The sequence below is a fragment of the Flaviaesturariibacter aridisoli genome, assembly GCF_004343705.1.
Lineage (GTDB): Bacteria > Bacteroidota > Bacteroidia > Chitinophagales > Chitinophagaceae > Flavisolibacter > Flavisolibacter aridisoli.
On record NZ_SKFH01000002.1, the window covers coordinates 252,242 to 274,630 of the forward strand.

Consider the following 22,389-nt stretch of genomic DNA (forward strand, 5'->3'; position numbering starts at 1 on the left):
GGCTTTTATAAAGGTGTTGTGATTTCTTAAGAGATTTTCTCCACCTGCATGTAGTTCAGTTCTACCGGTGTGGAGCGACCGAAGATCTTCACGGTTACCTTGAGTTTCTTCTTCTCGTCGTTTACTTCTTCGATGGTACCGTTGAAGTCGTTGAAAGGTCCTTCGATGATCTTGATCGTTTCGCCTACGATAAAAGGTTCGCTCATGGAGGCGCCGCCGGCTTCGGCCATTTCGTCCATCTTGCCGAGCATCTTGTTTACTTCCGACTTGCGGAGGGCGATCGGGTTTTCCTTGCCCAGGAAGTGGATCACGTTGGTGATGCCGGAGATGGTTTCGCGGAGCTCGTCGTGCAGCTTGCCGTCGGCCACTTCGATCATCACGTAGCCCGGGTAGTAGTTGCGCTCGCGCATGACTTTTTTGCCGTTCTGGACCTTGTATACTTTCTCTACGGGGAGGAAGACCTGCTTGACTACGTTGCCCCAGCCACCGCGCGATACTTCTTTATCAAGGTACTCCTTAACCTTGCGTTCTTTACCGCTGACCACGCGCAACACGTACCACTTGGTTTCGGGCTGGGGGGCGGATTGCGTTTCGGCCGTATTCGTCTTGTTTTCTTCCATGTTCGGGTGCGCGGATTAATAGATAAAGTTGAGGCCCTTGACCACAACGAAGTCCATCACACCGATAAGGAGGGTGATGAGCAGGGTGGCGATCAGCACGATCATGGTGGATTGCTGGAGCTGCTGCCAGGTGGGCCAGGTCACCTTCTGCGTCAGTTCGCGGAAGGATTCGCTGAAGTAATTGGATACCTTGTTCATAGAATCTGTTTTAAACGGCGAATGGCCCGGTGGAGCCATTTGCCTTTTTTTGTTGTTTGCACGGGCGGAGAGATTCGAACTCCCATCAAAGGTTTTGGAGACCTCTATTCTGCCATTGAACTACGCCCGTAAGAGGCCTCCCCTAACCTCTCCAAAGGAGGGGATCGGGGAGGCTTGTAAAGATATGCTTTTCTAAGTCCCCCTTCGGGGATTCAGGCGGCTTCTTACTTAATGATCTCCGTAACCTGACCGGCACCTACGGTACGGCCACCTTCACGGATAGCGAACTTCAGACCTTTCTCCATGGCGATCGGCTGGATCAGCTTCACGGTGATGGAGGTGTTGTCGCCCGGCATGATCATCTCGGTACCTTCGGGCAGCTGGCATTCGCCGGTTACGTCGGTGGTACGGAAGTAGAACTGGGGACGGTACTTGTTGAAGAACGGCGTGTGACGGCCACCTTCTTCTTTCGACAGAACGTAAACTTCTGCTTTGAAGTCGGTGTGGGGCGTGATCGAACCGGGCTTGCAGATTACCATACCGCGACGGATCTGGGTCTTTTCAATACCGCGGAGGAGCAGACCGGCGTTGTCGCCAGCTTCACCTTCGTCGAGGAGTTTGCGGAACATTTCAACACCCGTGCAGGTCGAGGTCAGGGGGTGCTCGATGAGACCTACGATCTCTACGGGCTCACCAACCTTGATACGACCGCGCTCGATGCGACCGGTAGCTACCGTACCACGACCTGTGATCGAGAATACGTCTTCTACCGACATGAGGAAGGGCTGGTCAACGGGGCGGGGAGGCAGGGGGATATAGGTATCCACAGCTTCCATCAGCTCGTTGATCTTGGCCACCCACTTTTCGTCGCCGGCGAGAGCGCCGGTAGCCGAACCCTGGATGATGGGCGTATTGTCGCCGTCGAAGCCGTAGGAGCTGAGGAGGTCGCGAACTTCCATCTCAACGAGTTCCAGCAGCTCGGGGTCTTCTACGAGGTCTACTTTGTTCATGAAAACAACGAGGCGGGGAACACCTACCTGACGGGCGAGCAGGATGTGCTCTTTCGTCTGGGGCATCGGACCGTCCGTAGCAGCCACAACCAGGATGGCACCGTCCATCTGGGCAGCACCGGTGATCATGTTCTTCACGTAGTCGGCGTGACCGGGGCAATCCACGTGCGCATAGTGACGGGTTGCAGTCTGGTACTCTACGTGAGCGGTGTTGATGGTGATACCGCGCTCTTTTTCTTCGGGAGCACCGTCGATATCATCATAGTTCTTTTTTTCCGCCAGACCTCTTTTTGACAAAACGTCGGTGATGGCGGCCGTCAAAGTTGTTTTACCGTGGTCAACGTGACCAATGGTACCAACGTTAACGTGGGGTTTATCCCGCTTAAAGTTCTCTTTTGCCATTGTATTTGTTTTTAGTTGTGGACTACAAATTTTCGATTCCAAAAAAACCTTCGCTCTTAGCCAGAGGAAGGGATATACGCGCGGCGCCCGCAGTTTCCGGGGAAACTGTTCCGCCCCATTTCATCGACCCGGCTGTGACACCAGGCTAGTTTTGGTGAGCCGTTGATGAGAATTGAACTCACGACCTCTTCCTTACCAAGGAAGTGCTCTACCCCTGAGCTACAACGGCTTGCTCAGTTCCACCCCAGGGGGTTTTCCTGAAAAAGTCGGGATGCGCCGTGTTCGCGGCCTCCCCGTCTTAGAGCGGGAGACGAGGCTCGAACTCGCCACCTATAGCTTGGAAGGCTATCGCTCTACCAAATGAGCTACTCCCGCAATTCAATCTCGGATGTCGGATTACAGATGTAGGATCTGCTTCTTCCACCGTCGATTATCCAAAGATCTGAAATCAAAGATCTGACATCTTAGATTTGTGTCCGCCTTCGCTGAAGCTACGGCGGAGAGACGTGGGCAGGAGAGGATTCGAACCTCTGAAGTCGAAGACAGCGGATTTACAGTCCGCCCCATTTGGCCGCTCTGGAACCTGCCCGATTTACTAGGAGCCGCTTGTCGGAGTCGAACCAACGACCTACTGATTACAAATCAGTTGCTCTACCAACTGAGCTAAAGCGGCTTATTACCTCGATCGCAGGTGATGCAATCCGGTAGCCCTTCAGCCGCTCGGAGACGCGTTGACACTCAGCGAACTAGTTTTAAAGAACTCCCCTTGTTTTCGGGATGGCAAAGGTAACGGAATTCACCATTCCACAAAAAAAAGCATAAAAAAAGTTTAGTGTTTTTAAGTAGGATCGGAAGCGTTCTGCCGTTTACCCGCCCGAAGGCTTGGCGCAGCGCGGTTTTACCCGGCGCTACGCCCCTGCCGCGCTGCGGCTGACGGGCAAAAAAAAGACCTCCCGAAGGAGGTCTCTGAAATTTTTTGGCTGGGGGGTTAAGCAGCGAGCTTTTCTTTTTTGCGCTTTATCTGATTCACCACCGAGTCGAAGGCTTCGTCGAAAGATGCCTCGAACGACTTACTGGTGGCCTTCACGAAAAAGTCGGCTTTAGGAACATGCACCCGGATCTCGGCAACCTTGTCTTTTATCGTATGGACCACGTTGTCCAGTTTCAGAAAGACATCCACTTTGATGATGCGATCATGAAACTGCGGCAGCTTGGCGATCTTGGCCTTTACGAACTCGATCAATTTCTGATCTGCATCAAAGTGCACCGTTTGGATGTGAAGGTTCATAGAATCTGTATTTAACGATGAAACAATAAGTAAAAGAACTTGGGGATCATGGCCCCGAAGGGCTTGCCATGAAGTTAGGGGAAAAGCAGGGGACCGGAACGCATTTGCCCGTGAAAAAAATCAGCTCTTCGGTAAACTTTTAACAGGTTTGTGACCGAAGCGCCCTCAAACAACCGCGGAGCCAGAGGGCCCGCTGAATTGAATCCGAATGAATTAGAAGATCCGTCCACCGCCGGAATCGTTTGCACCTGTCCGTGCCGCCGCAACAGCACCGGGTAGCGTGCCACACCGGCCGGCTTGCTGTGGATAGTTGGCTGAAAGGAATGTTTTCCGGCAGCCGCCTACCCCTTGGGGTGGAAATTCTGGTGCACCTGCCGCAGCTTTTCGATGGTATTGTGGGTATACACCTGCGTGGCGGCGAGCGAGCTGTGGCCCAGCAGCTCCTTGACGGCGTTGAGCTCCGCGCCGGCGCCGGTAAGGTGCGTGGCGAAAGTATGGCGCAGCACGTGCGGGCTACGCTTGTCGATGGTGGTCACCAGGCTCAGGTATTTTTTCACGAACGTGTATACGGCCCGCGCCTGCAGGGGCTTGCCTTTTTCGCTCACCAGCAGTACGCCGCGGTCGGCGCCGTCGCGGGTCTTTTTCTCGTCGAGGTAGGCAGCGATGTGGGCCAGCAGGACATTGCCCACGGGGATGATGCGCTCCTTGTTGCCCTTGCCCAGTACCTTGAGCGCACCCGTCGCGGCATGGACGGCGCTCTCCTTCAGGCCCGTGAGCTCGCTGAGACGCATGCCGGTCTGGTAGAACAGCTCGAGAGCGAGCCGCTCCGTGCGCCCCCGGAATGAGTCGGGGAATTCGACGTAGTCGAACAGGGTGCGGATGTCTTTGTCGGCCACGAACTGCGGGAGCCGCTTTTCGTTTTTGGGTGCTACCACCTTGACCATCGGGCTTTGAGTCAGCAAGCCGGTTTTGAGGCCGTATTTGAAAAAGGAGCGGAGGGCGGAGATCTTGCGGTTGAGGGTCTTGGCGCTGAGGCCGGCGTCTTTCAGCGCTGCCAGCCAGCTGCGGATAAAGCTGTGGGTGATCCCGGGAAGCGACACGGCGCCGAACTGGAGCTCCAGGAAGTCGAAGAAACCGGTCAGGTCGTTTTCGTACGAAAGCACGGTATGCCGCGAGTAGCGCTTCTCGAACTTGAGGTAATCCAGGAAAGGCTGGAGCTGGGGGTGGGCTACGGGCATAAAAAAGAATAGCTGCAAGGTACGAAACCCTGCAGCTATGAATTATCTGAATACTATCGAGGTATTAAGCGTCGATCTTGCCGCTGGCAATCTGTTGCTTATAGACAGCCTTCAGCACCTGGCCGCGACGACGGATCGACGGCTTGATGAAAGCCTGGCGCTCCCGAAGCTGCAATAAGATCTTGGCCTTTTCGAATTTCTTCTTGTACTTCTTCAGGGCCTTGTCGATGTTCTCGCAGTCTTTAGAATCGATGATTAACATGCGTTATACCTCCTTTAGTGTTTTTTAATTTCGGAGTGCGAAGATAGCCCCTTTTGGAGTTACCGTCCAAAATAAATTGCAAAAACACGAAGTTTGCGCCATGTTTACCGGCATCATCGAAGCTTTCGGCACCGTGCGGGAAGTGGCCCAGCGGGGTCAGAACAAGACCTTTTGGCTCCAGTCGGCCTTGGCCGCCGAGCTGAAAGTAGACCAAAGCCTCTCCCACAACGGCGTTTGCCTCACCGTGGAAGAGGTGCGGGGCGACCACTACCGCGTAACGGCTGTGCCGGAAACGCTCGAAAAGACCAACCTCCACGAATGGGGGCCCGGAGCCCTGGTCAACCTGGAACGCTCCCTCCTCCCCTCCAGCCGCCTCGACGGGCACTTTGTGCAAGGCCACGTGGACAGTACGGGTATCTGCGAGGTCATCGACGACCGCGGCGGCTCCTGGGAGATGCGCTTCTGGTTCCCGAAAGCGTTTGCCCCCCTGGTCATCGAGAAAGGTTCCATCGCCCTAAATGGCGTCAGCCTGACCGTTTTCAACGTCCGCAAAAAGCATTTTACGGTGGCGGTGATCCCCTATACCTATACCCACACCAACCTCCACCTGCTCCACGAAGGCTCGCTGGTGAACCTCGAGTTCGACCTGCTGGGTAAATACCTGCAGCGCCGCGCCGTGCTGAAAAACGAAGGCCGATGAGCCCACGGCAGCGCGACGCGCTGCTGCTGGCGGGCCTGTTTGCGGTGACGCCCGTGCTGCTCTACCGCGCCACGGGCATCGTGACGGCCCTCGAAGCCGAAAAATACATCCGCCAGGCCGACCTCGTCCTGAAGGGCAGTTTCCCGGGTTCGCCCAAATATTACTATTACCTGCCGATCATCTACCTGATTGCAGTTGCGCAAAAATTCAGCCTGGGCTACTCCTTCGTAGTCGGGGTGCAAACGGCCCTTTCGCTGGCCTCGCTCTTCCTGTTTTACGGCGGCACGGAACGCCTCTTCGGCAGGCCGGCGGCGCTGATCGCGGGCGTTCTGCTCTGCCTCTTCCTCCCCTACTTTTCCTGGGACTTCTACCTCTATTCGGAGTCGCTGTTTTTTAGTGGGGCGATGCTGTTGTACTACCGGATTGCCTGCCTGGAGCTCCTGCGGGCCCGGCAGGTGCTGCCCCTGTTCGTACTACTGGCTGTGCTCCTGTTTACACGGCCTTTCGGCGTGCTGTTCATTCCACCCGTCTTCCTATTCCTGCTGCTCGCCCGCTACCGCAGCCGCACCGACCGCTGGGTGGCCTGGGGCCTCTCCTTCCTGTTTGCCGGGCTCATGCTGGTGGTCATTAACCGGATCTTCCATGGCGGAGAAGACATGGACGCTATGAAGCCGTTTGTGGAGGAGCACGTCGTGTGCTTCGTGCCGCAGCAGCCCGAAGGCGCCCGCCTCGACCTCCGGCACTACGACAACGGCCTGCGCGACATCGGCTATTACGTCGTACACAATCCCGGTCACTTCGCCCGCCTGATGACGCAGCGCCTTTGGTCGTTCTTCAGCCAGACGCGCCCCTGGTACTCAAGGGTCCACAACGCTGCGCTGGTGGCTTTCCTGGTGCCGGTATATGCTTTCTTTTTTGTGGGATTTTGGCAGGCCGCCCGCCGCTGGAAGCGCCCCTATTCCTACCTCGTGGCGCTGCTTCTCCTGTACCCGCTGGCGGTCACCTTCCAGTGCGACGACTGGCACGGCCGCTTTACGATGCCCGTGCTGGTTCCGGTTTTTGCCCTGGCGGCGTTTGGTTTGCACCAGTGCTGGCGGTGGCTTCGGCCACGGCCTGCCCCGGGTCAACCCGCTTGAAGCGATCCTTGAGACGGAGAAAGGGCTTTTCCACGAGGGCATACGACAGGCAGCCCAATGCCGTGGCGTACCCCACGGCCAGCAGCAGCAACAGCCCGAAACGAAATGTACCCGACACCGGCAGTATTTCTACGGTACGGATTGCCAGCACCAGCGCCACGATGTGAAACAGGTAAATACCGTACGAGCGATGCCCCAGGTACACCAGCACCCGGTTGTTGTAGCGCAGCAGGCTTTGCGCCGGGAAGGAGGCTACCAGCATCAGCGCTCCCGCCAGCAGCGCCAGCAGTTCCAGGTGGAGCACCGGCACCACCACGCCGGTGAGCAGAAACAGCAGCAATACGCCATACAGCAGCAGTTGCACACCGGTCTTCCGGAAATGCCGGATCCAGGCATGCCCGTAGAAATACGAGTAGCCCAGAAAAGAACCGATGGCGAATGTCGAAAGGCGGCTGTATTGCAGGTAGGTCACCGCCTTCAGGCTGTACGCGAGCACTGTTCCTGAGCGGTTCAATCCCGGGTTGGCGGCATAAAGCGCTCCCTGAAGGACGCCCAGCAGCGGGACACCGATGGCCATCAGCAAAAACAGCCACTGCCGGCGTCGCCGCATCAACAGGAACAGAAAACCCCAGAGGAAATAGAATTGTTCCTCGATGCCGATGGTATACGTGTGGTGCAGGTAGGGCACCATCGCGTGGTAAAACGGAACGATATGCGGCAGGAACGCGAAGTAGAGCCCGTAGCAGCGGGTAGGGTCATTACTGAAGAACGAGGCGGTCACGTGCGGGATCCGGAAGAATTCAACGCGGTTGATGAAGCCCCAAACGATCAGCAGGAGCACGAAGTAGGCCGGCCAGATGCGCAGGATGCGGCGCAGGAAGAAGTTGCGGATGCTCAGCCGGCCCAGCTTGCGCTCCTCGGCCAGCAGCAAAAAAGTGATCAGGAAAGCGCTCGCCACAAAGAAGAACTGGAGCGCCACGTTGCCCAGCGACTGCAGGTATCCGTAGCCGCTGTGGCAATGCCCGAAGTCGCAATCGGTCATGAACAGGTGGGCCACCAGGATCACCAGTATGCACAAGTAGCGAAGCCCGTAAAAGCCGTCGAAGTCACGCTGGGGCATGGGCATAAAGAAAACACATTTTCCGCAACCGCCCCGTCAATACGAGCGGTGCGGCTTAAGGACGAGGCTGTCGCCGAACAAGTGGTGAAACAGGAGCGGGAACTGGTTGACGTGCGAGACGGTGTCGGTATAACCCGCATAGTTGCTTCCCGGGATGGATATGGCTGCCAGGCTCGAGTGGTGGTAGCGGTAGTCGGGCACGTAGCGGAACCCGTGATCGCTCAGCAGCAGGATCACCGGAGGCCGCGCCGACCGGGCCTGCAGCGATCGGATAAATCGTAGTATATACCGGTTGCAGTATTGCAGGTAGCCCAGGTAAAGATCCTTGCGGTCGAGGCTGCCGGGCATGGTGCTGAGCGGGTTGAGGGTGCCGTTGGCCTTGTAGTAATACGGGGCGTGCGGCATCTCGAAGTGCGTATACACGAAGCGGGGCTCCGCGGTGCGCTGCGCCGCCACGTCGAGGGTGCGGCGGGCGATGTCTTCGTTCAGCTCCAGCGCACGGAGCTGGAAGCGGCGGTTGGCTGCACTTTGCGGAAAGCGCGTCATCAGCAGGTTGGCGTACAGGTCGCGGTACACGCGGGCGCCGAGCGTGCCGCTGCTGATGAGGGAGGCGCCCGATACCAGCAGGGTGTTTTCGATCGGCGCCGGCGCGCCCTTCAGGTCGAATATCGAATGGTTGAACACGCGGTAGCCGGCGCTGCGAAAGCGGCGCAGCACGGGGTTGTCGTAGATTCGCTCGTAGCAGTAATTCAGGTGGGCATCGGTGTAGTTGTAGCGCTCGAGCCCGAGGTAATCCATCTGAAACAGCGAGGCCATCGAAAAGGGGGTGTCCTCGTAATTGGAGCGGCTGTGTGGCTGTACCTTAAAGCCCAGGCTGCGAAGGCTGTCGAGAAAAGGGCCGTTGTCGAAACCGAAGTCGGCCTGCAGCTGGTCAAGCCCGGCGTAGCCGTCGAGCAGGAGGAAGTAGACATCCGGGCGGCCGCCCACTGTGGGGGTGGGCATCGCAGCCAGTTCGGGCTTGCGGAGCGCCTGCCGAGCAATCGACACCGCGTCTACCAGCAACAGCACCCCCAGCAGGAGCGCCAGGTAGCGCAGCCCGCTCCTTCCGCCCCGGCGCCGCAGCCACCAGAGCAGGAGCAGCCAGGCACCCAGCCAGAGTGGTAGCTGCAGGCTGTAGCGCGATAGAAAAGTGGAGCCGAGTGCATCGCGGAAAGCACCGAAAAAAAAGTAAAAGGCCAGCGTGGCCGTTGCCGCCAATGCACCTCGTATCGCGCCCAACCGCCAGCTGAACAGGGCCCACAGAAGGGCGGCGGCCAGCTCGTATTTCAGCAGTAGTCCCGCGGCGCTCAATGCCGGCACAAACCGGAAATATTGCGCAAAGCCGTGGCCCACAAAAAAGAGCGGGAGCCCGAACACGACCACTGGTGCCAATGGCGAAACGCGGCGTGTCATCAGATCTTTTTACCTTTCATGGCCTGGCCGATGGCGTTGTCCATAAGCCGTTCGGCATAGGGGCGCGAGATGCCGTTAAGCTTTTCAATACCGGCATGGAGGCTGTCTTTGTCGCCCGAAGCGATCAGGCCTTCGAGCTCCTGCATCGCCGCTTTCGTTTCCTGTAGTTCTACGGGCGTAACGAAGCCTTCATTCTTTCTCAAGAAGTTATCGGTCGTATCGAGCAGCTGCCGTGCCTCGGTCTGCGCTTCCACGAGCGCGCGTGTTTGCATATCGCTTTTGGCGTGCTGCAGTGAATCGAGCAGCATGCTTTCCACCTCGCTGTCGGTGAGCCCATACTGCGGCCGCACTTCCACCGATTGCTCGGCGCCGGAGCGCAGCTCGCGGGCCGTTACGAGCAGGATGCCGTCGGCGTTGATGAGGAAAGACACGTCTACTTTCGGAAGGCCCGCGGGCATTGCGGGGATGCCCGTGAGGTTGAATTCGGCCAGCTTGCGGTTGTCCTGCACAAGGTCGCGCTCCCCCTGGTACACGGAGATCCGCATACCGCTCTGTCCGTCTTTCTGCGTCGTATACTGGCGGCCCGCCTTGGTTGGAATTTTAGCGTTGCGCGGGATGAGCACGTCCATGAGCCCGCCCATTGTTTCGATGCCGAGCGACAGCGGTGTAACGTCGAGCAGGAGCAGATCCTTGTTCTTGCCGGCGAGGATATCGGCCTGGATGGCGGCGCCGAGGGCGACCACTTCGTCGGGATCCACTTCGTCGTGCACGGCGCGGCCGAAGAAGCTCGCCACGGATTCCTTCACCAGCGGCACCCGCGTGGAGCCGCCCACGAGCACCACTTCCTGGATGTCGGCAGTGGTCAGTTCGGCATCAGCAAGTGCCTGCCGGCAGGAGGTTATCGTGCGTTCCACCAACGGGGTAATGAGCCCTTCAAATTGCACCCGCGTGAGGGTCAGCTCACGGTCGCCGATCATTGTCGAAAACGGGTCCTGCTTTCCAAGGCTCTTCTTGGCTTCTTCAGCCGACAGGCGCAACTGCTGCGCGAGCGACTTGTCGGCAGCGAGCTGCTCTTCGCTGATACCCGCTTCGCCCATCCAATGGTGCAGGATGGCGCGGTCGAAGTCGTCGCCGCCGAGGTAGGTGTCGCCATGGGTAGACAGCACCTCAAAGACACCGCCGGCGATGCGCAGCACGGAGATGTCGAAGGTGCCGCCGCCGAGGTCGTATACGGCCACCACTTTTTCCTCGTCGCGGTTGAGACCGATGCCGTAGGCCAGCGAAGCCGCCGTGGGTTCGTTGACGATGCGCAGCACATCGAGGCCGGCAAGGCGCCCGGCGTCGCGGGTGGCCTGGCGCTGGGCGTCGTTGAAGTAGGCCGGCACCGTGATCACTGCCTTGTTGACGGGTGTTTTCAAGATATGCTCAGCGCGTTCCTTCAGTGCCTTCAGGATCAGCGACGACAACTCGATGGGTGTATAAAACTTGCCATTCACCTCGACTTTTACGAGGTTGTCGCTGCCATCGTCAATGACGTTGTAGGTAAAATACCGGGCGGCATCGGCCACGTCGTTGTAGGATTTACCCATGAGGCGCTTTACCGAAAATATGGTGTTCTGCGGCTCCGTAACGAGGTATTGCCGGGCATAGTCACCCACCGACACGGATCCCCCCGGACCGAAGTGTACGATCGAAGGCACGAGGCGGGAGTTGTCGAACTCGCGGAGCACGGTAGGCTTGCCGGTCTCAGGGTGAATGATGGCGATAAGGCTGTTGGTGGTGCCCAGGTCGATGCCCACGATCATTTCCTCCTGCTGCAGGGTACCGGTTGTAAGATTGATGCTGATCTTCGCCATGAGGGAGACGTTAATTGGTCTATTGGTTAATTAGTTTATGGGTAAGGCTTGTTCTACGCGTGCCCATCACTATTGTTTCCGAACGATCCAGGTGTCCTGTTCAGGGCCCCAGTCGTGTATTTTCCCGGCTGCAAAGTTGAGCACCTGCCAGTTGCGGGAAAAAAGAGTTTCCATGAATGCCTTCGGCTGAAAGGCCGCATAACTGCGGTGGCCTTCCTTTTCCACGGCGTGCACCACGATGGATCCGTTTTGAAATAGGGCCCGCTCGCCTGCTGTCAGCTTTTGCTCAAAGGCGGCGCCGTGCGTGGTCAGCAACAGCAATCCGCCGGCACTCAGCACGCGGTGGAGTTCGTTGAGCCATGCTGCATGGCCTTCTTCCGACAGGTGGGTGAGCACCGACAGTGCGTAGGCCGCATCGAAGGTGGCGTCTTCAAATGCGAGCGGCGGCAGCACGCCGTTGCGGCGGAAATCGATACCGGGAATATGCGTGCGGCACCAGTCGATGGTCGCCCCGTTATAGTCGGAGCCGGCGAGGCGGGCGCCCGGCAGCAGGTCCGGCAGGTGGCGCAATACGCGGGCGGGCCCGCAGCCCCAGTCGAGCAGGCGGGCGCCATCCAGCGGCGCGTAGGCCGACAATTGCTCCGTCACCCAGCGGGCCGTAGCCTGCCCGTCGGTGAAATACAGCTCCTGGTCCATGCGGTAGGATTCATAGAGCATGTAATCGGGCGGCAGCGCAATGCCCGGATGGGTGGCGCGGAACCGGGCGTTGCGGCCCCGGAAGCGCAGGCGGTTGAAGCCGAACCAGAGCCGGTCAACCAGGGGCATGAGCCCGGCGGCGCGCATGCTGCGCAGGAAGAGGCTTTTCACCATAGTGCGAAGGGCAAATGTGCCGATTAATCCGGATACGGAAAAGAAAAAAGCAGCCACCTTCCGGCAGCTGCTTTCGCTTTCGTTCGACCTGCGCTTAGCGCATCAGGTACATCTTTCCATAACCGTTGTTGAAGTACTTGTCGGTCTTCTCGTTCTTCGACTTGTTGGTAAACTTGTCGAGCGAGCGGCCGTTGAGGTTGGTGATGACGCGGTAGAGATATACGCCGTTGGCCAGCTTCTGACCATACTGGTCGGTGCCGTCCCACTTGAACTCGGTGATGTTGGTTCCGATGTGCAGCGGGCCCAGTTCTTCTTTCGTGATCTCGCGCACCACCTTGCCCGTCACGGTCAGCACCTGGATGCGGATGTTCTGCGGCACCTCGGACCCCGTGAGGGTGAACACGAAGGCCGTAGACGTGGTGAAGGGGTTCGGGTAGTTGAGCATGTTGGAGATCATCGGCGTGTTGATTACCTGGAAGCCTACTTTGTATTCCATCCGCCCGGCTCCGTTGCCGCTCTTGTCCTTACCCGATACGGTCAGCTGGTAGGTGCCGTCGTCGGGGAAGTAAGGCCGGAAGCGTACCGTGGCTTCGTTGTTGGCGCCGGAAGCGGCGGGCTCAAAGCGGAGCGTGTCATTGTCGAAGGTATAGGTATGCGTTACCGGGGGCACATTGTCGTTATCGAGCGGGCCGGTCACCTGCACCGATACCAGCGAGGTATCGTCAAGCAGGCGCCATTTGGCCTCGTCCTTCAGGCGGATATCAATCGCCGGCTTCGCCGCCACGATGTCGTCGTTGAGGATGTGCCGGTTGTCGAAGGTCACGTCGAGCAACGGGTTGAGCGAGTCGCCGCGCACGAAGAAGTTCTTGTAGATAAAATTGTTGAAGTGATACAGCTCCGGCTGGTCGTTGTCGGGGTTGATATCAACGTAGAGCGTGTTGGCGCCTACGAGGCGGCGGGTATCGATCGGGAAGCGTACCTGCACCGTGTCGCCGGCTACGAGCGGCTTGTAGCGGCCCAGGGGCAGCACCGTCGCGCGGTTGTTCTGGTCGGTCACCACGGCTTTCACCAGCAGGCTGTCGAAGTGCGCTTCGCTCACATTCTTAAAGGCGAGGCGGAACTCGACGGGCTCGCCCACCTCGAAGGTGTCGCGCATGCTGAACAACAGGTTCGGCGCCACGGCGCCCTCGGCGCGCGGGGAATAATACAGGCGCCAGTAATCGAGCTGCCAGGGCGTAAAGCGGCTCGTGTCGCGGTTGTTCAGGTGCAGGCGCATGTACGGATAGGTAGCCGCGCTGAAGCCGGAAATGTCAATGTCGTTCTGAGCAGGGCGGATGCCGCGCAGCAGCGTGTCTACACTGCCGTTGATACCCACACCCAGGAGCGACAGCGAAACCGTGTCGGTACTCGGCGTTTCGAGCGAGTGCCCGCTCCACTGCAGGCGCTTCCAGGCGGTGGCGGGACCGAACTGCGGGCTCGTGACCGTGCCCACCGAGTCGGAGGCATTCACCAGCACGCTCATGCTCATCACATCGAAGCGGCCGAGGGTCATACCCTGCGCGGGTGTGAACGACGGATCACCTTTCTTATAAACGAAGGCAAAGGCACGGGCGCGGTTCACCGAGTCGATGAGCGTGAAGCCGCGGCGCACGAGCTCGTTGTACAGCGTGTTGGGACCGTAGATCGCTTCGTCCTGGCGCCATACGGGGGCGAAGTCATCGGGGGCGCCGCTGGGGCGCGGCACACTGCGCACCACCACGTAATTGCCGTCGGGGATCGCCTGCAGCATGGCCGCCATCTTGCGGCGACCGGAGGTGTCGTTGCTGAACTGGTAGTTGTATTTGCGGAAGGGCAGGTAGCAGGAGGCCGCCGGCGCGGAGCCATAGGCGCCGTTGACGTTCACCCAGGGCCGGAAGGTTTCCTTGTCGAACACGTTGACGGCAAAGCCGTACACGCAGAAGTTCCGGATATAGGAATCGCCGTCGATGTTCACCACCACGTCGCCCGCCTGCGTCGATGCTTCGGGGAACACGCAGTTGCGGATGTAGATCTCGTGCTGGGCCGCGGTGTAGCGGTACGTGCGGGTGGCCGAATCGAGGCGTTCCCGGACATACTGGCTTTGAATGGCCTGGAAGTAATGCGACTGGTTGAAACCCGTGTCGGTGCCGGATTTGAACAGGAACGAAGAGTTCGTCCAGTTCGGGTTGCCGCTGACCGGGATCTCCGCCACCCGCCAGTAATAGACCCGGTCGTTCTGGAAGTTCACCGAAGGGTTGAACTCGAGCACGCCGCCGGGAGCGGTGAGGCTGGTCGATACTTTGGACGGCGAGTTGAACAGCTGCGTCGTATCCAGCTCCATGCGGTAGTTGCGCGTAACGGCAAACGGGTTGGCCGTCGACGCGATCAGCTTCACGTTGGGATTGTTGACGATGGCGAAGTTGTAGGGAAATACGGGACGCGCTTCGTCTTCGTAGATGAATACGTCTTTGGAAACGCTGTTGTTGGTCTCGAATTTCTCGGGGATCTCGTTGTCGGGGTCGACCGTGACCGTGATGCGGTTGAGGCCTTTGTCGCGGTTCGGGTCGATGGCCAGGTTGATACCGATCGAATCAAGGTAGCGGATCGCGGGCAGCGTATCGCGGTAGATGAAGGCGGGCGTCGTGTTGTTCGGGAATTCGCGCTTTACTTCCACCACCACCGGGTGATCGATCGCGCGGCCCATGTTGATGAATTGGGCGGTTACGTGGAAGGAGTCGCTGGCCACCGATACGAAGCCGGGCGTCACCCGCACCAGCGGGTCTTCGATCACGTAATCGGGCTTGTCGTGCGGGTTGAGCCGCAGCACGGGGTCTCCGTTAAGGTTCGATTCCTCGGCCGTGGCGCGTGCGTAAAAGTCGCCTTCGGTATACACGTCGAACATATCGCCGATCGACTGGTTCATGATGGCGCCGATCGTCTGGCCGTACATCCGCGAGCTGAGGTTGGCGTACAGGGGCCGCGACAGGTTCTGCAGGTAATCGGTGATGCCGAAGTGGCTCGATGCGATAAAGCCGATGGAGCCGCGGTTGGGGGCCAGGGTATACTGCTCCGAGATCGTCTCAAGCGCGTTGAGGCGCGTCGGGTTCAGGTTGTATACGTTGCCCACGTTGCAACCCAGGGCCATGAACAGCGGGTACTTGCCGGGGTTGTTGTACTGGTCGGGGTTGTTGAGGTTGTATTCGAGGTGGCTGGAGGCGGAGTGCCCGAAGTACGTGATCAGCGAGATGCCTTCGGCAAACAGGCGGTCCAGCTCCCCGTTGTTGATCTGCTCGATCGTGTTGGGGCTGTTCTTGATAAAGGTGGTCACCTTGCCGCCGAAGAGCGTGTCGGAAATGAGCTGCTTCAGCTGGTCGAGGTATACGGAGAGCGTGCCGAGGAGGGCAGGCTCCGTGGAGCCGGCCAGGTGTACCACGTTCTTCATCCAGGCCTTGTCGGCAATGAGCGGCGACTGGAAGCGCTGGGCGGCCTCGAACTGCTTCACCTTGGCGAGGTAGTTGGCCACCTCGTAGGGCCAGATGACCGACAGGCGGCCGATGGGCACGCGCGGGCGGCTCGAGCCGAGATCGGCGGTGAGCAGGTTGTCGGAGGCGGGGTAGCCCCAGGTGGGCACGAGGTTCAGCTGGTATACCTGCGGGTTGTTCTCCCCCACGCGCGCCTGGTTGTACACAACGCCTTTGCCGATGATGAACACGCCCTTCACCTGTGCCGGGAACTGGTTGCGCGCGTAGCGGATGAAGTTGGCGATGCCCAGCGGGTGCATCTTGATGCCGAAGGCGAACTGGTCAATGAGGTCTTCGGTGAAATAAACTTTGGCGTCGTAATCGCCACCATCGGCGGAACGGCGGTAGGTACGGTAGTCTTCCACCGGGTTGCTGCCGTTGGCGCCGGCCGTCAACGTCGGGTGGGTGATGATAAGGTAGTCGCCGGCATTCTGCGCCAGGGCGTAGTTGGTGAAGCTGCGTGTTTGCAGGCCGGTCACGACGTTGAAGCCGGTACCGTCGCCGCGCACGAGCACCAGCTTGCGTTCGTCGGACGACGGCGGAAGCACGAAGCGGTATTCACCCGCTGCACCGCCGGCAACGCCCACGAGGCGGAGATCGTTGGTCAGGTCGTACAGCACGGGGGCGCTGCCACCGGCCGAGAAGTTGGTGATCTGGAGGTATTGCCCCGTAGCGCTCGCGGGCATCGTAAAGTCAAAGGTCGTGGCACCGCCGAAGTTGAACAGGCGCGGGTAGGTAAGCTCACAGCGGTGGATCACGAGGCGGTCGCTGGGATAGGTCGTCACGTTGGTCACCCGCACGTCGGCCGCGCCCGAGGCAATGCGGCTGATGGCGAACGTGGTGCTGTCGATCACGTCGTTGAAAAAGTTCACCGGGTTGCCCATCAGGCTGTCGCCATTGAGGTTGACGCGGTAGCTGCGCGGGTTGGTGGCGTTGCCCGACAGGGCCATCAGCAGCTTGGGCGAAGGAGCGCTGCCGAGGTAGGGAAAGAGGTTGGAAAGGGCAAAGGCGAGGCTGCCGTTGGTGCCGATGTTGGCGGAGGTCCAGCCCTCTGCAATGTCGTAGGTGGACGAATACATGTACTCGTTGACGTTGACGGCGTACCCGTTGGAGATCTGGTCTTTGAACCAGCGGCCCGTGGTATAGAGGAAGTAGGGTTCCGGCGTGAGCGTGGTGCCGGCCACGTTGTTGGGCGTGCTGGCAAGGCGCCGGTTGGGACCTGCATTGATGGTCAGGAAGTAGGCGGCCGTATCGGTCTCCAGGCTCCACTTGCGCGACAGCTGGTATTCGTGCTGGCGGTACAGCAGCGTGTCGGCGAGGCCGTCGTTCATTTCGCCCCAGAACTCGATGAAGTCGGCGGCGCCGAGGGAGCCGCTGGCCACCGAGGTATACAGGGGCACTTCCCGGCCGTTGCGCCACAGCTGGAACTGCTGCGCGGGCGCGCCGCCGAGGCCGGCGGCCTGCAGCGTTGCCTGCGGAATGCGGTAAAGGCCGTTGGCGCCGACCTTGAACTTGTAATAGGTTTTGCTATAATCGATCCACTCGTTGTAATACGATTGTCCGAAGGCCGACAGCCCCAGGAGCAGCAGTAAACCCAGTAGAACTTTCTTCATGGTCATGCAGTTTAGGCGGATATGGATTAGTTCGGTTTTTTCTTCTTGTCGTTAAACAGGTCCAGCTGCAGCGAGAACACGTGGGTGTACAGGGCGCTGCTCTGGTTGGCCAGGTTGGTAAAGGCGTAGTCGATACGCACGTTCTGGAGCTTGAAGCCGGCGCCGAGGCTCGGCTGGTAGATCCACACCTTCTTTTGATTGGTCGTGTCCTTATCGGAGAGCGCCTGCTGGAAGTTGTTCACCCCGGCACGGAGGAAGACCACTTTATTGATGTTCGCCTCGAGGCCGATGCGCGGGTCGACGTTGACGGCGCTGGAAGAGATGACGGTGTTGCGCTGCCCGTCGAAGGTGAGGTCCAGGTTCGCCTCGGCGAGCAGGCCGACCTTCTTGCCCAGGGCGAACTCGCGGCCGAAGCCCAGCACCACGCGCGGTGCGGTAAGCTCGGTGGAGCGCACGGGGATGTCGTTGTTGGTGAGGTAGAGGGCTTCCTTTTCGCGGTCGGTGAAATGGAACGACCAGGTGTTGAAGGTGGTGGTAAGGTCGCGGCCGGCGATACCGAAGCGCCATTTCTTTACCTGCATCTGGAGGCCGGCGTCGATGCCGAAGCCCCAGGCCTTGGCGAAGGAACCCACCGAGCGGTGGATCACCTTGGCGTTGACGCCGAACTGCAGCTTGCGGTTGCCGCGGTCCTTCAGCTTCTGGGCCACCGAAAGGAGGAAGGCGTAGTCGGCCGAGGAAAAGGACTTGATGTTGTTGTAGTTGATGCTGCCGTCGGGCTCCACCAGGAACAGCGTGTTGGGGATGTCGTCGACGCCGAAGCGGAGGGCCGTGAACCCGAAGGTGCGCTTGCCGCCCTGCATGGGGAGCGCCACCGAGGCGTAGTCGAACTTGCCGATGCCCGAGAAATACTCGGCGTGCATGGCGTTGATGTTGGTGTGCTGCACGTGGGCCAGGCCGGCCGGGTTCCAATAGCCGGCGGTGCCGTCGCTCACGGAGGCCACCTGGGCGCTGCCCATGGCCAGGCCGCGGGCACCGACCCCGATATTGAGGAATTCATTGGAGTATTTGCGGAACTGCGCACCGGCGTTCAGGGACAGGAACAGGGCGCCGCCCAGCAGCATACGGAAGGGATTCATTCGGACAGTTTACGGGTCTTCAATAGTTTTGGAAAGCTCTTCCAGGGAAAAGTTACGGTCAAATGTACTTCTTTTCGGTGCGGATAAGGCAAACCCTTAGGCGAAGGCTTTCAAAAGCTCGGTAGTATGAAACAAACGGCATGCCCGGGTGCGGGAGTTTGTAGTTTGTAGTTTATAGTTTGTAGTTAATGGGCCTACGACTCACTAAACCTCCTGAACCCCTTGAACCCCTATTTTTGCCGCATGAATCTCATCGAGGAATTGCGCTGGCGGGGTATGATCCAGGACATCATGCCGGGTACGGAAGAACAACTGCAGAAAGAACCCACGGCCGTCTATATCGGCTTCGACCCCACCTCCGACTCACTCCACATCGGGTCGCTGGTGCCCATCCTCCTGCTGGTGCACCTGCAGCGCGCCGGCCACAAGCCCGTGGCCCTCGTGGGCGGCGCCACCGGGATGGTAGGCGACCCCTCGGGCAAAAGCGCCGAGCGTAACCTGCTCGACGAAGCCACCCTCGACAAAAACGTAGCCGGGATCAAGGCCCAGCTCGCCCGCTTCCTCGACTTTTCGGGCACCGGTGCCAACAGCGCCGAGCTCGTAAATAACTACGACTGGTTCAAAGGCCTCGACTTCCTCGGCTTTATCCGCGACGTGGGCAAGCACATTTCCGTCAACTACATGATGGCGAAAGACTCCGTGCGCAAGCGCCTCGAGGGCGACTCGGGCATTTCGTTCACCGAGTTTACCTACCAGCTCATTCAGGGCTACGATTTTTACTGGCTCTATAAAAATAAAAACTGCAAGGTGCAGGCCGGCGGCTCCGACCAGTGGGGCAATATCACCACAGGTACCGAGCTGGTGCGCCGCAAAGCGGGCGGCGAAGCCTTCGCGTTTACCTGCCCCCTCATCAAAAAAGCCGACGGCACCAAGTTCGGCAAGAGCGAAGGCGGCAACGTGTGGCTCGACGCGGAAAAAACGACGCCCTACCAGTTCTACCAGTTCTGGCTCAACGCCTCCGACGCCGATGCGGAAAACTGGATCAGGATCTTCACCTTCCTCGACCAGGCTACGATCGACGGGCTCATTGCCGAACATCGTGCCGACGCCGCTAAGCGCGTCCTGCAAAAACGCCTCGCCGAAGAACTGACCGTATTTGTGCACGGCCGCGACGAGCTCGGTAAAGCACTCGAAACGACGAAGAAACTGTTTGCCAACGCCAGCGCGCCCGCCGAAAGCCTCAGCGCCGACGACCTCGAAAGCCTCGAGGGTATCGTGAAGATCGACTACGAGCGCGGCCAGGTCGAAACGGGTGTCGACGTAGTGAGCTTCCTCGCCGAAACCGGCATCTTCCCCAGCAAGGGCGAAGCACGCAAGATGGTGCAGGGCGGCGGCGTGAGCCTCAACCGGACGAAGGTGGGCGACGTGGCCCTCCAGGTGAACGCCTCCCTCCTGCTGCATGGTAAATACCTGCTGGTCAACAAAGGCAAGAAGAACGTCTACCTCGTGCGCTGCTGAGTTAGTAGCTTCGCGGCATGAACCGCTCCCTTCGTTTCCTGGGCCTGGCGCTGCTGGCTTCGCTGAGCGCCGCCGCCCAAAAGCCGCAGACCCTTTTCGTGGGCACCTACACCCGCACGCCCGGCCGCGCCGGCATCTTCGTGTACCGCTTCGACGGGGCCACGCAGGAAGCGACGCTCCTCGACACGATGATCGCCGTGAACCCCTCCTACCTCGCTCCCAGCGCCGACGGACGGTTCCTGTACGCCGTCAGCGAGCAGGGCAAGGGCAAGGGCGCCGTGGGCGCCTACCGCGTGCGCAAGGGCCAGCTGACTCTCATCAACCAGGTGTCTTCCGAAGGCGATGATCCCTGCTACGTAACCACCGACCGCAAGGGCAAGAACGTGATCGTGGGCAACTACAGCGGCGGCACGATGGCCCTTTTTCCCGTGGCGCCCGACGGCGGCCTCGCGCCCGCCGAGCAGGTGTTCCAGTACGCCGGGTCCGGGCCCAACACGCAGCGCCAGGGAGCGCCCCACGTGCACAGCACCGTGCTCAGTCCCGGCGAGGACTACCTGCTCGTAGCCGACCTCGGCACCGACTCGGTAAAGACCTACCGCTTTGCGCCGGGCAAGCACCGGCTGACGGAAACGAAGAAGTCCATCCGCCTCAGCGCCGGCTCCGGCCCGCGGCACATCGTGTTTCACCCCAAAAAGGATTGGGTCTATATCCTCCAGGAGCTGAGCGGCACCGTCACGGCAGCCACCTTCAACGGCGGCAAGCTGGCACCGCTGCAGGAGATCAGCCTCCTGCCCGCCGGCAGCAGCAGCGCGCCGCACAGCGCCGACATCCACGTGTCGCCCGACGGGGCTTTCCTCTATGCCTCCAACCGCGCCCCGACCAACCACATCGCCATCTTCCGCATCGATGAAAAGACCGGCACCCTCACGCTCGCAGGCACACAGCCCACCGGCGGCGCCGTGCCGCGCAACTTCACGCTCGACCCCTCGGGGAACTGGCTGCTCGCCGCCAACCAGGACAGCGACCGCATCACGATCTTCAAAGTGGATAAGGCCACGGGCCTGCTGACGGATACCGGTAAGAGCATCTCGGTGCCGGGCCCGGTATGTTTGAAGTGGGGAAACTAATAATCAGTTAACCGGTCAATTGATTGACCGGTTAATCAATTGACCGGATGGTCCGGATGCGACCGCCACGCCGTGGGGATTCATTCCGGATGAACCGGAAGGCATCGCCACTGCGTGGGGACCCGTTCCGGATGATCCGGGGATTATAACCGCGGAGGGCGGTTCAAACTCCATCGGGAATATCATCTTCCGACAGGAATATCTTTTTGCCCTGCGCGCGTCCCTGCGCCACCATTTCGTCGGCGCCGGCCGAGGGGCCGCCGATGCGGAGCACGGCATCGCAATGCCCTATAAGGCGGATGGCCACGGGATGAAAGATCTCGTTGAAGGCATCGTCGCCGACCTGTTGGGAGCCGGCTGCTTCGATGAGGGGAAGCGCAAACCATTCGCCCAGCACGGGCAGGTGCCCGCGGCGGTAAAGGCGCAGCGCGCAATCGGTCATGGCCTGCACGTTGGCGTGGATCTTTTCGGGCTCGTCGTTGGTGCCGGAGCGGTAGGGGCCGGCGACTAAAATCATCATGGGAGAAGGTTTATTGGTCTATTGGTTTATTGGTCTATTGGTAACAGGGACCTGCCAACGTATGATATGTTCGTAACGGTTAGCCCGACCGTCCGGGCGGGCGCAGCCGAAGCGTATTACTCATTGCTGATTACTCATTACTCATCACACCATTGAGGGCGGCCCATTGCAACAGCATGATGGTTTTGCCGTCCCGTATTTCCCCGCTGTTGATCATCTTCAGGGCTTTTGCAAAAGGCAGCTCGACCACCTCGATCTCTTCCTGCTCGTGAGCGACGCCGCCGCCTTCTGCCGTCTTCATCGTGTCGTCGTATTCAGCGGCATAGAAATGGACCAGTTCGGTGAGCGAGCCCGGCGACATATAGGCCGAAAAAAGCGGGCGGATCGCCCCGGGCCGGTAGCCGGTTTCTTCTTCGGTTTCGCGGCGGATGCCCTCGTCGGGGTGTTCCTCGTCGAGCAACCCGGCCGGCACTTCCCATAGCATCCCTTCCGGGTTGCCATAGAGGTACGTGACCATCCGGAACTGGCGGGTAAGCAGCACGGTGCCTTTGCCGGGATGGTACAAAAGGATGGCGGCGCCGTTGCCGTGGTCGTAGGCCTCACGCTGCTGCCGCTCCCAGCTGCCGTCGCGGCGCCGGTAGTCGAACGAGATCGTGCTCAGGGTAGACCAGCCCTTCGACAGCACCTCGGTGCTGATGTTGCGGATGCGTTCCTTCATGGATTCATTTGTCGCGGTAAGTTAAGGGCAATCCCACAAGTGCGAAGCGCTGGAGGTTTCATGAAC

At 59.6% G+C, this 22,389-nt stretch carries 18 protein-coding genes and 5 tRNA genes; 4 read left to right on the plus strand and 19 right to left on the minus strand.

All coding sequences use genetic code 11. From position 1 onward, the window contains the following. Nucleotides 1-26 precede the first annotated feature (26 nt). The 11 genes from nusG to rpsU all read right to left on the minus strand — a co-directional run bounded on the left by nusG (nucleotide 27) and on the right by rpsU (nucleotide 5,018). Nucleotides 27-620: a transcription termination/antitermination protein NusG gene (gene nusG / locus E0486_RS02815; protein ID WP_131850621.1), complete on the minus strand. Its 594-nt coding sequence runs from the start codon at nucleotides 618-620 to the stop codon at nucleotides 27-29. Nucleotides 621-635: 15 nt separating this feature from the next. After that, nucleotides 636-818, minus strand: coding sequence for a preprotein translocase subunit SecE (gene secE / locus E0486_RS02820; protein ID WP_131850622.1), 183 nt, complete (start codon nucleotides 816-818; stop codon nucleotides 636-638). Nucleotides 819-877: 59 nt separating this feature from the next. Beyond that, nucleotides 878-948 (minus strand) — tRNA-Trp (locus E0486_RS02825). A gap of 94 nt (nucleotides 949-1,042) precedes the next feature. Further along, nucleotides 1,043-2,230, minus strand: a complete 1,188-nt coding sequence (gene tuf / locus E0486_RS02830) for an elongation factor Tu (RefSeq protein WP_131850623.1) — start codon at nucleotides 2,228-2,230, stop codon at nucleotides 1,043-1,045. A 157-nt stretch (nucleotides 2,231-2,387) separates the two neighbouring features. Then, a tRNA-Thr gene (locus tag E0486_RS02835) sits at nucleotides 2,388-2,459 on the minus strand. Nucleotides 2,460-2,532: 73 nt separating this feature from the next. Then, nucleotides 2,533-2,605, minus strand: a tRNA-Gly gene (locus tag E0486_RS02840). A 132-nt stretch (nucleotides 2,606-2,737) separates the two neighbouring features. Next, nucleotides 2,738-2,819, minus strand: a tRNA-Tyr gene (locus E0486_RS02845). Between the two features lie 11 nt (nucleotides 2,820-2,830). Continuing rightward, nucleotides 2,831-2,903: transfer RNA gene (locus tag E0486_RS02850), tRNA-Thr, on the minus strand. 315 nt (nucleotides 2,904-3,218) lie between these two features. Beyond that, nucleotides 3,219-3,518, minus strand: a complete 300-nt coding sequence (gene hpf, locus E0486_RS02855; RefSeq protein ID WP_131850624.1) for a ribosome hibernation-promoting factor, HPF/YfiA family — start codon at nucleotides 3,516-3,518, stop codon at nucleotides 3,219-3,221. Nucleotides 3,519-3,859: 341 nt separating this feature from the next. Then, nucleotides 3,860-4,756 (minus strand): tyrosine-type recombinase/integrase, encoded by an 897-nt coding sequence (locus E0486_RS02860; RefSeq protein ID WP_131850625.1) that lies wholly within the window; start codon nucleotides 4,754-4,756, stop codon nucleotides 3,860-3,862. Between the two features lie 64 nt (nucleotides 4,757-4,820). Next, nucleotides 4,821-5,018, minus strand: a complete 198-nt coding sequence (gene rpsU / locus E0486_RS02865) for a 30S ribosomal protein S21 (protein ID WP_131850626.1) — start codon at nucleotides 5,016-5,018, stop codon at nucleotides 4,821-4,823. A 100-nt stretch (nucleotides 5,019-5,118) separates the two neighbouring features. Between rpsU and E0486_RS02870 the strand changes: the two genes are divergently transcribed. Beyond that, nucleotides 5,119-5,718 (plus strand): riboflavin synthase, encoded by a 600-nt coding sequence (locus tag E0486_RS02870; protein WP_131850627.1) that lies wholly within the window; start codon nucleotides 5,119-5,121, stop codon nucleotides 5,716-5,718. After that, nucleotides 5,715-6,854 (plus strand): hypothetical protein, encoded by a 1,140-nt coding sequence (locus E0486_RS02875; RefSeq protein ID WP_131850628.1) that lies wholly within the window; start codon nucleotides 5,715-5,717, stop codon nucleotides 6,852-6,854. Before E0486_RS02870 ends, E0486_RS02875 begins: the two co-directional genes overlap by 4 nt. Here E0486_RS02875 and E0486_RS02880 read toward each other — a convergent pair. The 6 genes from E0486_RS02880 to E0486_RS02905 all read right to left on the minus strand — a co-directional run bounded on the left by E0486_RS02880 (nucleotide 6,751) and on the right by E0486_RS02905 (nucleotide 18,440). Then, on the minus strand, nucleotides 6,751-7,980 hold the full coding sequence (locus E0486_RS02880; RefSeq protein WP_131850629.1) for an acyltransferase family protein: 1,230 nt from the start codon (nucleotides 7,978-7,980) through the stop codon (nucleotides 6,751-6,753). The genes E0486_RS02875 and E0486_RS02880 overlap by 104 nt on opposite strands. 30 nt (nucleotides 7,981-8,010) lie before the next feature. Next, nucleotides 8,011-9,426 (minus strand): sulfatase-like hydrolase/transferase, encoded by a 1,416-nt coding sequence (locus E0486_RS02885; protein ID WP_131850630.1) that lies wholly within the window; start codon nucleotides 9,424-9,426, stop codon nucleotides 8,011-8,013. Beyond that, the gene (gene hscA / locus E0486_RS02890) at nucleotides 9,426-11,282 is read right to left on the minus strand and encodes a Fe-S protein assembly chaperone HscA (protein WP_131850631.1); all 1,857 of its coding nucleotides are present in this window, start codon (nucleotides 11,280-11,282) and stop codon (nucleotides 9,426-9,428) included. The genes E0486_RS02885 and hscA overlap by 1 nt, the downstream gene beginning before the upstream one ends. A gap of 69 nt (nucleotides 11,283-11,351) precedes the next feature. Further along, on the minus strand, nucleotides 11,352-12,152 hold the full coding sequence (locus tag E0486_RS02895) for a class I SAM-dependent methyltransferase (RefSeq protein ID WP_131850632.1): 801 nt from the start codon (nucleotides 12,150-12,152) through the stop codon (nucleotides 11,352-11,354). 94 nt (nucleotides 12,153-12,246) lie between these two features. Continuing rightward, nucleotides 12,247-17,304, minus strand: coding sequence for a putative type IX secretion system sortase PorU2 (gene porU2, locus E0486_RS02900; RefSeq protein WP_165917163.1), 5,058 nt, complete (start codon nucleotides 17,302-17,304; stop codon nucleotides 12,247-12,249). A 26-nt stretch (nucleotides 17,305-17,330) separates the two neighbouring features. After that, nucleotides 17,331-18,440 (minus strand): putative type IX sorting system protein PorV2, encoded by a 1,110-nt coding sequence (locus E0486_RS02905; protein WP_131850634.1) that lies wholly within the window; start codon nucleotides 18,438-18,440, stop codon nucleotides 17,331-17,333. A gap of 243 nt (nucleotides 18,441-18,683) precedes the next feature. On the opposite strand from E0486_RS02905, the gene tyrS reads away from it, so the two are divergent. Beyond that, a complete protein-coding gene (gene tyrS, locus E0486_RS02910; protein WP_131850635.1) occupies nucleotides 18,684-19,958 on the plus strand; it encodes a tyrosine--tRNA ligase in 1,275 nt (424 codons plus the stop codon). A 17-nt stretch (nucleotides 19,959-19,975) separates the two neighbouring features. After that, entirely contained in the window at nucleotides 19,976-21,085 is a 1,110-nt protein-coding gene (locus E0486_RS02915; protein ID WP_131850636.1) for a lactonase family protein, read from the plus strand. 163 nt (nucleotides 21,086-21,248) lie between these two features. On the opposite strand, the gene E0486_RS02920 is transcribed toward E0486_RS02915, so the two are convergent. Continuing rightward, the gene (locus tag E0486_RS02920) at nucleotides 21,249-21,605 is read right to left on the minus strand and encodes a DUF4406 domain-containing protein (RefSeq protein WP_207906188.1); all 357 of its coding nucleotides are present in this window, start codon (nucleotides 21,603-21,605) and stop codon (nucleotides 21,249-21,251) included. Between the two features lie 130 nt (nucleotides 21,606-21,735). Then, nucleotides 21,736-22,323, minus strand: a complete 588-nt coding sequence (locus E0486_RS02925; RefSeq protein ID WP_131850637.1) for an NUDIX domain-containing protein — start codon at nucleotides 22,321-22,323, stop codon at nucleotides 21,736-21,738. Nucleotides 22,324-22,389 lie beyond the last annotated feature (66 nt).